Consider the following 13,453-nt stretch of genomic DNA (forward strand, 5'->3'; position numbering starts at 1 on the left):
ATATATATATATATATTATTTTTTATGTAAAATATTACTGACATGCTTTTTTACACCATGTCTAGGATATTTATTATTTAATAACAAATACTTATGTTTAAAATTGACACGCTTTTATTTTTTTTTATTATTTTAATTTTATTATTCTACTATAGCTCTTTTCTACTTTTTTGACCTTTCCAATATCTCCATATTTCTCAATTAACAAAGGAATATACTTTAAGTATTTGAAATATATATAAATTAGATTTCCATACTATGAGTCACCCGCGCTGTGTGATGATGCATAATATGTCAATTTTTTTCTATATAAATTCATTTATTTTCAATAAGTTAATATGTTTTCCAATGTTTATTAAAAAAAAGTATTTTGCGTAGAGTAGGAAAGATAGTGTGATAATCAAACACTATCTTATCCTGGCTAATGTTTCCTTTTCCTACTTTTCTTTTTTTGCTTTAACAACATTTAGCTTGTTTTCATTTAATTTATCGAAGGCATCTTTTCCTATCACCTTCTTACACTTATCAAGAACGATACTTCTAATGAAGCTATTGATAGAAACATCTTCTTTTTGAGAAAGGCTTTCAACAGCAGTTTCTATAATCAAAAGTTCTTCTGCAAATAGTGGAATCGTTAAGTTCCTACCATTTTTAACTCTGGATCTCTCTCGTTGACTTAGGGTATTTTGCTCAAGGGTTATTTGACTTTTATTTCTGCTAGTAACAGTAATTTGTTTAGGCATTGGATCTGCTGCATCTGAATTAACGTCTTGCACAAAATCCTTGTTCTCTCTAGCAGCTTTAAACTTGTTGCTTGTATTATTTCCAGTCATCACAGTACCTCAATTAGAAATTGATTTAATTCGTCTTTAGCTTTAGATGCCGCCATCTCAAGAACACTCTTTGATTCAAGAACTGCATCTCTATACTGTTTTCGTTCATGCAATGTGGTTTGCAATAACTTGAATTCCTCATAATCAGCAACAAATTCTCTTGCCTGCTCTGTTTCATTGGATTTGGCATTGGTTGATGCTCTATTAATCACAACCATTGAAACCAAGTTTGGATTGGTTTTTTTAGCTGTTTTAACCTTTTCATTTAGATAAGGGATTACATCTAAATCAAGAAGACTTGCTTGAGTGGGTACGATTAGCTTGTCACTGATAAGAAGTGCTTCTCTAAATATTTCAGAATCACGGCCAGCAACATCTATGAGAATGTACTGATACTCCCCATCTAGTTTTTCCAACTCAGCAATTAGATCCTTATGTATGGATGTAGCATCTATCTTTTCTTTCCGATGCTTATTCCATTTCATAGCAGATTGTTGTTCATCAGCGTCTACCAATAAAGTTTTACCTTTATTGCTTAAAGCAACAACCATATTTATTGCAATAGTGGTTTTTCCAACCCCACCCTTTCTACTAGCAATAGTAATTATTTCAGCCATTTATTCTCACTCTTTCAGATATTTCTAGGGATAGAAGGAATATACCAATAGGTTATTTAAGTTGCATTATAGAACATTAATAAAATTAAAATAAATAGTTTTTAGTTGTTTTATAACCCTATTATAGTTCTATTATAGTTCTATTATAGTTCTATTGTAGTTCTATTATAGGGCTATAATAGAACTATTTTAATTCTATCTCTTTTGTGAATTTATTGTATTTGTAATTCATAATTTGGCTATTTACTAATAATTCAACGGCTTGTTGAATCACATTTAAAGGTGCAATAAACCACTCTTTCGGTTGATGATTTTTACCCTGCTTATCTGCGACCAATAAATCAAGACAAGATTCACCAAAAAAGGCATGTAGGTAATATTCAAATTTTTGAGGATTAATATTGAAAGCCTGATACTCAGCAATGACTTCAACATCAGCCATCAAATAAGTAGGTTCTTTTTTTGCATTCGCAATACGTTTATCAACAGTTGTTGTTGCAAAACCAATTTTGTAAAGATGATCGTATGATTGGATACGTGGATCTGTACTTTTAGATTTTAAAATATAAATATAACCTGTTGATGTATCATCCTCAGTGATACCGCCAAAATTAGTGTAGAAATTGGAATTTGCTTGCTCATTGGTTTCTGAAACAATACGTCCATCTTTATATAATGCTTTAGCTAATGAACGGTACAGCATAGTTGATTCAGTACCATTCTCAAAGATAGTGCGTGTTCTACCATCTTTCCTAGTTCGGACATTATTTACTGTCTTGTCCTCCCTAGTAAATGTAAAGTCTGCTAAATAAATTAATAGACCATTTAATACATAGTAACTGCCTTTTTCGAGCTGATAACTTTTATCATGAAATGGTAATAGCTTACGCTTACCTTCTCGAAGCTCTCTGTGAACATCTTTAAATAGATGCTCAAATTGATCAAAGTCCTTACAGCGTTTACGTTTAGCAACTTCATCTGCTGCTGCACGTTGGACAAGCACATGCTTAATTTTAAAGATGTCACCATCTTTACCATCATCAAGCAAACCTAGATCATCATCGTTAAAAATATCTTCAAGTGATTTAATATCTGACATATCTTTAATCCTGATGTTGTGGCAGCAAATTATGTTCATCATAATCTGCTAAAGCCATGTATTGCTCTGGATTGGCTTTCATCGCTTCTAGGCGGCTAGCGAGCATATATTCAGTGATATTTGCCATATTTTTCGCAGGTACACGCCCATGCTGTGTCACAAAATTATTAATTTCATTAAACTTAGAGACTAATTGTTCATCAGCCGTTAGAGCAGACGTCTTTTTTTTTACGTTTAAAAGACCTAAGTCATCATCAGCAATCATATCTTGAAGCCAGCTAAAATCTTCCACGTATTACACTCCAGCTCTTCTACGTTGCTCACGAATATAAATTAGGCATTCAGCTAATCGTTTTTCAATTAAGTTGTTTGATTCTAGACTAGGCTCACGACCAAACTGAACTTTGAAGGCTTTTAACTTAGGCCATAGCTCAATGGCTTCTTCTTGAGTCATACTAATCTTAGTTGCTTCAATTGCTTCCTTAATCAATTTTAGTACATTGACTGTGACTTCTTTTGATAGGATTTCAAACGCTTTTTGGAATGGATTCACAGATTGAATTAAATCAATATTCAGGTCTTCGATATTGATAAATTTATCCGCCATACGAATAAATTTTTTATCACCAACTTCTTTGACTTCTGCTGTGCTAATCACTGAGTTAACGACTAAATATTGACTCACTTCTTCAAGTTCAGCTTTCGTTAAGTCAGGATATTTTGTTTGGATAATCTTAGGGATAAGGACTTTATTCACCACTTCAGGCTCAACCTTACCTGCTGAACCTGCAATCACTTTAGCATCTTGAAGAATCGCTGCTTTTAGGTCCACAAGATCATTTTCAATAATAGCCTTTGTTTTTGCTGTACTTGGTTCTTTAAAACCTTTGATCGTAAGCGTACCTGATGGAACAATATCCTCATCATCACGTTTGGTTTTAAATTTGAAGTTTGGTGCGAGTATTTGTTCCATTAATAAAGATGCAGTAATTGCTTTCAGCATATTGTTTACTGCAAATTTAACTTCAGTATCCTGTGCATCAGGTTTAGCAATAAGATTAGTAAATTGCGCATGTGATTTGTTCGAGCTATCTCGTGTACAACGTCCCACAATCTGCACAATTTCAGTTAAAGAGCCACGATAACCAATCGTTAAAGCATGTTCACAGAATTGCCAGTCAAAGCCTTCCTTCGCCATGCCTAGGGCGATGATGAGATCAAGATCATCTACGGTTTTAATGTTACGTAGATATTCAACAACTTTATCACGACCATCTTCTTCAACGAGGTCCGCTACTTTTAAAATCTTACCATCTGCACGTTTGACGGTGATAATTCCAGTATCAGGATCTTTAGCGACAAATTCACCAATGATTTCGAGGATCGCATCCACCTCATCATATTTATCTTTGGTTGATTCACCTGAATTTACGTTCGGAATATGAATGATGGTTTTTTTATCGGTATCTAGTACTTCTGCAATTGCAATAACGCCTTCATCATCTTTTGCAAAGTAACGTCCTTTATAGAAGTGATAACCAATGCTTAATGACTTTAAATAGCTATAGCCATTGAGTTGCTCGTAATAGTTAAAAGAAACTTTATCAAACTTCGCTTCATCTTCAGGCGTAAGTACAGGAACGCTATCGCCACGGAAGTATGAACCTGTCATCGCAACAATATGAGCCGTGGTATTGTCCATCAAAGATTTAAGAACAGTACCTAGAATATTGTCAGCATCGGCTGAAACATGATGGAATTCATCAATTGCAACTAATGTATTGTCAAATACATGATCTTCGAGTTCTTCAAAAGCAAATCTTAGTGTGGCATGTGTACATACTAAAATTTGATCTGTACCTCCCATAAAGCGTTTAAAGGCTTTTACTTTGCTTTTATCGCCACCCGCAGTACATAAATTATTTTCAGGTTTAATATCCCAATCTGCAAAAAAGCCACTTTCGCTCAGCTTAGTACTGGCAAATGAGCCACCAATAGAGCGTTCAGGTACGGCTACAATAACTTTGCTCAACCCTTGGTTATGTATCTTGTCTAAACCCAAAAACATTAATGCACGAGACTTACCTGATGCAGGAGGGGCTTTTAAGAGTAAATACTGACTATTACGAGATTGAAAGGCACGAGCTTGCATCGCTCTCATGCCCATATTATTGACTGAGGTACTTTCCCCTGTTTGTTGGTAATTAACCTCTACTAAATTTTTCATTTTTTACCATTTTTGAATATAAATTAAACATAGCTTCAATACGCTGGTCATCATTTTGAAATTCTTGCTTGGCGTATAGATTTTCGATTATTACATCATTTTTTAAATGTGCTTCTTTAAGTTCAATCGGCATAGTATCTGGATCGTATAAATCGGCTAATACTTGATGACTAAACTTTTCCCTCACTTCTAAAATATTGAATGCAGCAGCATTAAGATTATTTATATCGACTGTAGTTAACTTTGGAATTGGGAAAGTATTGTAAGTAAGCGTATTTGAATATCTAATACGACTTTCAAGTTTTCCTGCTACACTTTTAGCCCATAGCATATGCATTTTTGAAGATAAAATTGAGAATATATATGGTTCATAGTCATATATTACCAATACACCGTTACTTGGAATTATATTTTCTGAAATTAGCCCTACAGGAAAATACTCCCTTCTCTCAGAGCTAGTCATAGGTAACACTACAGCAACCTTGTTTGGCTGAAATTTTCTATAAAAGAACCTATGCGGAATATTTATACCCTTTTGGGCATCTCGTCCTGCATGCATTCTCCAGTTTTTACACTCTTGTACCCGCTGATTTATTGGTAATATGGATAGAGCATCTTCAATTTTATCATCATCTATCCATATACAATATCTTTTAATACCATCTATAAAGTCAGCTCCCCCAATAAATGGTTTTATGTAAGAAATTGATTTTTTATCAATACTTATTATTTTTTCCTTTTCTTCTTCTGAAAGGGTCAAACAACCGCCATCAATTGGGCTACTACCCAAAATCATTTCAGGTAAATTAGATATTGATTTTTTTTGCTTTACAATACTTACACTCTTATCAGGCTCTAAATAATGGTTAATATAATTAGTTTTGATAATAAGACCTTCAACACTATAGATAAAACACTGATCAGCTTGTTTTTTTATTCCAATAACCACACATGAAACACCAGCTTTTGATCTTGCATTATTAGTCCATTTAAAAGTTTGGTATGCAAAATTAATAATACATTTTTTTTTGTCGAGATAAGGCCACAGAAGTTGTACTTGTTCACCTTGGCAAATTGAATTAGTTGATACAAATGCTAATGATGAGTCTTTAAAGCTTGATACAAAATCAATTCCCTTTTTAAACCAGCATGCTACATAATCTAATCTCATTACACTTCCTAGAGGGCTAAGAACATTCTCCATGTCCTCTTTTTGAGAAGCATTTCGATCACTATAGTTAACAAAAGGAGGGTTGCCTAAAAGATATATATTTTCATTTTTTTGAATTTTAAATAATTCCTGCCAATCAATTCTTAGTGCATTAGCACATATGATGTTACCTTTTTCCTTTAATGGCAATGATGCAGCGGTATAGCCAAACTCGAACTTAAATATTAAATTCATTTGGTGTTCTGCTAACCAAAGTGAAAGAATAGCCACTTCATGTGCAAAATCATCAATTTCTATTCCATAAAATTGTGAAACCTGAATCACTGAAAAAGGTTTTGAAAATTGACCTGTTTTTTCTAATTCTAATTCTTGAACACGCTTCAAAAGCTCCATTTCAAACTTACGAAGTTCTTTATACGCAATAATAAGGAAATTACCTGAACCACAGGCAGGGTCAAAAAAATTGAGTTTCCCTAACTGTTGCTGTAATTTTAATAGCTTATTAATACTGTCTTGGTTTTTCTCCAATTCTTCATATAGATCATTTAAAAATAAAGGTTCAATCACCTTCATAATATTGGGAACTGAAGTGTAATGCTGTCCCATCGTACTACGCTGTTCAGTATGAACAACTGCTTGGAACATAGAACCAAAAATATCAGGATTAATATCAGACCAATCTAATTCAGCGCCACACTCAATTAAAATCCTACGTGATTTACGAGTAAATTTTGGAACTTGAATATCATCTTTAAACAAACCACCATTTACATAAGGAAAATCTGCTAAGTAGTCAGGTAAATCTGCTTCACGATCTTCAGTTGATTGGTTTAACACTTTAAATAATCGACCAATTAAAGCTGATAAATCTGATCCATCTTCATTACTCTTTGATATTGCCGAAGTGAACTGTTTGTTCTTAAAAATTTCGGTATCTTCAGCAAAATAACAAAATAAAAGTCGAGATAAGAAAATATTGAGTTGATGTAAGTTATCTTTATTATTTAAGTCATTTTCATCAAAATTATCGGCTTTAATTTCGTCAAATAGCTTTGCTAGTTTTTCAGCAGCCTTAACATCCGCATGGTTTTCACCCTGATATACAGCTTTTTCCATGCCTGCCCAAGGCAAGAAAAAATCAAATTTCTTCGCTAAGTCAGCGAAAGGAACGTCTAATGGATCATTTGTTTTTGTATCAATGGCTAAAATAGTTTTAAAGTCGGTCACAATCAAGAAACGAATTTTGTTGGTTTCAGTTCGCTTCTCTTTCATCATTTCATCGATAAGAACATGTAGATCCTGTTGTCTTGCGATCTTAAAATAAAGCTGACGCTTCCAAAAAACGGTGTTTTCCTTATCTTCAGCTAAATTACGCTCACCATTACGCACTCGTCCAATAGTTTGGCTACGATGCCCATAAGCTAAAAGCAACTCATAGATAAAGTCTTGTTTATTTAGCTCATCTTGAGCAATTTTATGGATGAGCTGTTTAACATTTTCTTCAATTTGCACAATGTTCATACGATATGATAACCATCTAAAATTTAATTTTTAAAATTTAAAAATAAACCTATGATAGTTCTATTATAGGTTTATTTTAGAACCACTATAGTTCTATCATAAATCTATAACTGATTAACTATAATTGGATTTCGCCTTCTGTTCTTGCTGTAATCGTTGTGGACGTAATTCACAAGTGCTATTTGCATAAGGGCATGTTTGGCATCCCTTACAGAAATCAAAAGGTTCTCTAAAGTCGTTAATAGTCGCACCAAGTTCCTGAACCACTTCATTAATGGCATATTCATTAAATTGCATGATTTTGAGTCGCTTGCCAAACAAAGAAGCCCGTCCTAAATCCTTAGTGTCAAGGAGACCTAATGTTCTCAACTGTCGGCCAACCCATTCAGGTCTTTGCCACTCAGGAATTTCATTAGTCATACCTGCACCATAGTTTTCATCAAGTAAGGTTCTTAGCTCTAAGATAACCTGAGTAATAGTGAACTGAATGAAGCCTTCTTTTATTAAATTTTTTGCTGCTTCTTTTAGTGTTTCAATAGGATCATTAGTTTCGACCACAACTGTTTTTTGCTTAGCTAGAGCAACTTCTAATTCCTTCTCACACTCATTTGATACTAATTTCGCAATAACTCTAAGTGGTAATGCAATTTCATCAAATCGCCCACTTTTTTCATTGGATTGAGCTGCTAGATCGTCAATAAAGACACAATTCTTAAATGCCCATGTGTGCAATTCTTGTCTTAGTTTCTCAATGCGCTTGAACTCATTTACACCAAATTTATGAATATTGCCTTGCTCAGTTTCAGGCATGTGTCGGGTTTGGATTCTAAGCATTCGTGTACTTAGAATATCGTCAGCTCCACTTGTATTACTGATGAGTTTGATACCAAAGAAATTAAGGCGTTCCGTACGCATGGTTTTTACGTCTGTCCAAATTTTCTCTGCTGTATGCTTGTTATATGAAACCTTTAGGGCTTGAACCAACTCGCTAAACTGACCACCATCTCTCCCTGCTTTACTAGCAATCCCCTCAAGATCATCAAAAACAACAAACCCCCTAGCAGCATCAATATGGCGAGCTGCTGTAGCTGCCGACACTTGACCTATGACTGTGCCATTACAAGATAATTTCGACATGATAATTCCTGTTTGGGATTTTCCTGATCCCGCAGGGCCATTCAAAAATAGAAGTGGCACAGACTCGAAGATATTCTGAATATAAGTAGCTAAAACGGTTAAGGCTAGAATTGTGTAATCTTCTTCAACAGGTAGCCAAACAGATTTTTTTAGGATCTGATAAACATCTTTAAATATATCTGCTGTCTTTCTAACATTTGAGCGATCATTCAAATAGTCGTTGATGCTAGACCAATTCCATGTACCAAACTCATTAGGTTTAGGAGCTGATCTAATTAGAGTTCCATCTGATAATCTAATAACTCTCTCAGATTCAGGAGTGCCTTTAGGCGCAGGAGAGAGTACAGCCTTATGTACTGTAGCATCGGATCTGACAACTACTGTTTCATACCTTTCAACAAAATAAGTATTCTGATAGTCATCCGTTTGCTTTTGGCGCACTAAAGTTTGAACTGGATAATACATTTTCTTATTGATATAAGCGCCATTAATATCAACAGGAGCGACAGTAAATCGCCCTTCCGATAAGGTAGTTTCTTCTTCTTGAATATCGATAGAAATAACTGGTGCATCTTCAATTAAGGATAAAAATTCCTCTATACAACCATCAAGTGAGAAAAAGTCAGTCCAGTCAGCACCCCATTCACTTTCAGGCTTTTCAGAGCCATCACCGTTATATTTAACAAGTGCATAGTGGGAAGGGCAGACAAGTCTATAACACTCTAATGGGACGAATTCAGAGAGTTTTTCGGCCATCTTATTCCCTGCTGAATCATGATCATGGCCGAAATAGATTTTCTCAAATTTAGTCCAAAAATTTGGGTTCTTCATTTCATCAGGAATAGAAGATCCATGTGTACCTGTACACACTAAAAATTGAGATAACAGATCATGTTTTTTTAGGTTTTGATATACCACCCATGCGTCTTTAATTCCCTCGCAGACAATTAGTTTTTTTTGCTTACGAAATGCATGTGTGAAATAAACTTGGGGTTTACCTTTCATCCAGCCATTCTTATCAACTGGATTTTTAGTCACTCCCTCAATTGTATAAAATGCATGGTGGCTTGAAAAACTTCCATCCATTTTGCGTATAGGAACAGCTAAGGCATCACTTAAAACAATACCATCCCGATTAGTATAAGGATGAGTTAAGCCTAATTTGAATTCCTGAATGGTTTCGTTAGTTAGTGATCTTTTATGCAGATACTCTAAAGCTAATGGATTAGACCGTAATCGACTAACCAGTTTTTGATTCCAGTTTTGATTAATTGGTTTTTGTATGATTTCAGCAGGCTTTTTAGTTTTAGTAGCAACACTTTCTTTCTTAACTGGAATGTCTTGAGTTAAGGATAAAAATTTAGCAGCCTCATTCAAGGCTTCTGACTTATTCAAAGAAAAACGAAGCGCCCATGCATCAATTAAATCGTAACTTTTATCATCGCCATTAAAATCACGGCAAATACCTAAATATTTGCCTTTCAGACCAATTTTAAAACTTCCCCCACCAGTTGCAGGAGTGTCAAATACATCACCAGTTACCCAATAATTCCCTTCTTTTTTTCCATTTGGGAATAAATGAGCAACAACTCTTTCAATATTATGGTTAAGGGCAGAAGCAACTATTTTAAAAGTATTATCAGTCATTTATGCGCCCTCCAACATCTTGCTTTCATTGTGAGCTTGCCACAATGAAAGAGCATCTTTTGGCTGTAAGTGTCCATAGTTCTGTTTCATTGTTTCTTCACTATCTAACAACAATCTTCCTGCATGAGCGTATGCGCCAGGAAATTGTTTAAGGAAGGAAGTGGCAACAATATCCCTGAAAAAGTGAATACGAATTCCACCTTTTTTAATTTTTTGATCTCCATACATATTGAAGAATTCCTCAATAACTCTTGATAGAGATCTAATGGTCAAATAAGGAGAACGAGTTGATACCATAAAATAAGGTGAGTCTTCGCTACCTTTGAAAGTTGCCCTATCTTTATTCAAATAGGTAGCTATTACTGCTGATGTTCTTTTAGAAAATGTATGGACGAAATTTTCAGGAATGATTTCTTGATCAAAGTTTTTGAAACAATGTTTTGGTATATGGATTTCATATAAACCATCTTGGTTTTTATATATGCATTCACCATCAGGTATATAACCTAATTTCATGTCTGACCAGTTTCTAGCTCGCAAAGGGAGTTCTAATAAACAAGAAACAATAGTGATATTTCTACTAAGCACTGCTGTTGGGTACTCTGATTTCTCAGTATCTTCTAATTCTGAGCGATAGCCAACATGAGCAGCTAAAACCTGTTTAGCTTTAGACAAGGCTTTTCGAACGTATATAGAAGGATCGGGTAAATCTGTAATAGACCTATTTTTTATCTTGGTAGAGTTTGGACTAAGAGTTAACAGGCTTCCTGTGGTCTGTCTAAGTGACTCAAATAATGGATAATATTCTTTAGCCATTTCTATAAGTTCTTCTTCACTTAGCTCAAGACCTAATTCAGTCCGATATTCAGAAAAGAAACATGATTCAGGCTTCCACATACAAGAAAAAGTAGTAATCAGACGAAGATAAGTCTGCACAACTGGCTTGCCTTTAATAACCACACTATTGATAAGCGACTGGATTAAAGATGGTTTTACCAAATTAAATAAAGTAATGTCATTTGGATCAGTAATTGTTTTTGATTCAACAGCATATCTAATTAAATTCATCAAATTGCCAATAAACACCCCTAAAGATGGAATGTATTTGTCCTCATATAAGACAGTTAAATGAGTTACACAAGTTGAAGTTAAAATATTAGCTGATGCCTTTTTCTTAGAAGGCCGAATCTTCCAACTTTCATTCCTTTTCTTATCCGTAAATATGTCTGTTTTATATTTGGCATATAAATAAATTTCGGATTTAAGACGCTCAGTAATTAAGGTGAAATCAAAATTTGGCTGTCGAGAAAATTTTGATTTAGTTTTTTTAGAAACATCTGAAACAAGAATAGGCTGAATAACCGAAGTTAAATATCCCTCTGGTGCTAACGATATTTTTTCTAGTGCTCGAATAATCACATAAGGTGAGTATTTTTTCTTGTAAAAAAATTCAGGTTTTTCATCTATATCAGTGAAAAGAGGTAATGGTCGATAACCGCTATATGCCTTCCGTAAGAAAATTTCACTCAGATATTCAGCCTTGCAATAACTATTGACTGCTGTAGCAACGACTTTATATTTCTTTTCATCTTTATATTGCTTATACCCTTTTTCATACAAGGTATAGATATTATCTATGCACATTCTAAAGCGAGTTATGGCATCAGCATTTTGATCAAAACCAAAATTGTCTTTAACCCAATGCTTTGTGCCATGTAAGACAACAATTTCATCATTGATAAAACGCAATATCCCTCTATAGATATAACGAACTTCAATATCCAAATGTGCAATGGTTTCAGAAAAATATAATTCTAACTGATCTTCAAATTCATCAGATTTCAATATATCTATAGGATCATTCTTAAAATCGGGATTGAATCGATCCATGAAGATATTTAATGCTCTTTTTGCACTCTTGTTTTTCCGATGAATATAATCTTCGGTTTTTGATAGTTGATAGTGCTTTCTTATAACTCGCTCTACATTAAGCAAAAGCTCATTAAAAGAATGCTTATGGAATACAGCTTCGCTATAAGCTGATGTTGGTTGCATAACAAATCCCCGTGTAACAAGTCGGTTGATTTGAAATACACAAATAGATATGAGATAATCTCAGCTCTAACGCCACGTTAGAAAGATTACCAAAAGCATCAGTGTTTCCCGCACTGGTGCTTTTTCTATTTTGTGATTTCAGAATTTACTTCATCTAAGTTTTCAAGGCTTAATTTTTCATAAGCGGCTTCTGTCAAAACAATATTTCTTCTAGCTCTTTCTCCAGTTTTTTGTAAGTAACCTTTTTTTATTAACGCATTCACATAAGGAGTGGAATTATCAGAATTCAGGTCCAAATGCTGAGCAATTTCCCTACGAGTTGGCATATAACGGTTTTCGTTTAAATACTTATAAAGATAAACAAGCAAAGAAAGTTGTCGATCCGTTAATATTGGTAACTGACCTATCATACATGACTCCTATATCCATTCGATACTACCTTTTAAATACAGTTTGTACAATACTTTGTACATAAATTTAGAGAAAAAGAGACGCTTTAGTTATAACCTCCCTCAATGCCTTTGCTAGAGCTAAATTTAGCTATCGAATATCAAGGACAACAACACTATGTAGCTGTTGATCTATTTGGGGGAGAAGAAGGTTTAAAAAGAACAAAACAAAGGGATAAGGAAAAGCTCCGACTCAGTAAAATTAATGGTGTGGATATTATCTACTTTAGCTATAAAGAGAATTTAACTGAAAAATTAGTGCAAAATCGATTGAAGAATTACCTTAAGGAGTATGAATAACAGGTAATAAAAGCTAGGTTGAACATTTTTATATATTTCTACCTGTAGAAAAGAAAATTATAGAACCTTCAAAAAGCGTGTCACAATCAAAAAGCGTGTCACAATAAATAAAAAAATAAATAAAATACAATTATTTAAGTAAATTTTCTGTTTGACATGCTACTTGACATGCCTTTGACATGCTTTTTTTCATGTCAGTTAAAGTGAATCCAGTAAAAAAAATGCGTGTCACAATAGCGTGTCATAATTAGTTATAAATATAAGTATATGATATATATATATATATTATTTTTTATGTAAAATATTACTGACATGCTTTTTTACACCATGTCTAGGATATTTATTATTTAATAACAAATACTTATGTTTAAAATTGACACGCTTTTATTTTTTTTTA

At 33.8% G+C, this 13,453-nt stretch carries 10 protein-coding genes; 1 reads left to right on the forward strand and 9 read right to left on the reverse strand.

Annotated elements, in window-relative coordinates; genetic code table 11:
- Window positions 1–437 precede the first annotated feature (437 nt).
- From FTV32_RS14705 to FTV32_RS14745, 9 genes are all read right to left on the reverse strand, one after another.
- Window positions 438–833, reverse strand: coding sequence for a hypothetical protein (locus FTV32_RS14705; protein ID WP_000147423.1), 396 nt, complete (start codon window positions 831–833; stop codon window positions 438–440).
- Complete coding sequence (locus FTV32_RS14710) at window positions 833–1,450, reverse strand: AAA family ATPase (protein ID WP_180029040.1); 618 nt, start codon at window positions 1,448–1,450, stop codon at window positions 833–835. Before FTV32_RS14710 ends, FTV32_RS14705 begins: the two co-directional genes overlap by 1 nt.
- Window positions 1,451–1,634: 184 nt before the next feature.
- On the reverse strand, window positions 1,635–2,549 hold the full coding sequence (locus FTV32_RS14715; protein WP_180029041.1) for a GIY-YIG nuclease family protein: 915 nt from the start codon (window positions 2,547–2,549) through the stop codon (window positions 1,635–1,637).
- 4 nt (window positions 2,550–2,553) lie between these two features.
- A complete protein-coding gene (locus tag FTV32_RS14720) occupies window positions 2,554–2,841 on the reverse strand; it encodes a hypothetical protein (RefSeq protein ID WP_004890073.1) in 288 nt (95 codons plus the stop codon).
- Between the two features lie 3 nt (window positions 2,842–2,844).
- Window positions 2,845–4,776, reverse strand: a complete 1,932-nt coding sequence (locus FTV32_RS14725; protein ID WP_180029042.1) for a DEAD/DEAH box helicase — start codon at window positions 4,774–4,776, stop codon at window positions 2,845–2,847.
- On the reverse strand, window positions 4,754–7,468 hold the full coding sequence (locus FTV32_RS14730; protein ID WP_180029043.1) for a class I SAM-dependent DNA methyltransferase: 2,715 nt from the start codon (window positions 7,466–7,468) through the stop codon (window positions 4,754–4,756). Before FTV32_RS14730 ends, FTV32_RS14725 begins: the two co-directional genes overlap by 23 nt.
- A 114-nt stretch (window positions 7,469–7,582) precedes the next feature.
- Complete coding sequence (locus tag FTV32_RS14735; protein WP_180029044.1) at window positions 7,583–10,252, reverse strand: toprim domain-containing protein; 2,670 nt, start codon at window positions 10,250–10,252, stop codon at window positions 7,583–7,585.
- On the reverse strand, window positions 10,253–12,307 hold the full coding sequence (locus tag FTV32_RS14740; RefSeq protein ID WP_180029045.1) for a hypothetical protein: 2,055 nt from the start codon (window positions 12,305–12,307) through the stop codon (window positions 10,253–10,255).
- Window positions 12,308–12,432: 125 nt separating this feature from the next.
- On the reverse strand, window positions 12,433–12,717 hold the full coding sequence (locus FTV32_RS14745; protein ID WP_180029046.1) for a LexA family transcriptional regulator: 285 nt from the start codon (window positions 12,715–12,717) through the stop codon (window positions 12,433–12,435).
- Window positions 12,718–12,822: 105 nt separating this feature from the next.
- Here FTV32_RS14745 and FTV32_RS14750 point away from each other — a divergent pair, with 105 nt between their 5' ends.
- A complete protein-coding gene (locus FTV32_RS14750) occupies window positions 12,823–13,056 on the forward strand; it encodes a hypothetical protein (RefSeq protein ID WP_180029047.1) in 234 nt (77 codons plus the stop codon).
- The last annotated feature ends 397 nt before the right edge of the window (window positions 13,057–13,453 follow it).

Source organism: Acinetobacter sp. YH16032, assembly GCF_013417345.1.
In the GTDB taxonomy this organism is placed as follows: Bacteria; Pseudomonadota; Gammaproteobacteria; order Pseudomonadales; family Moraxellaceae; genus Acinetobacter.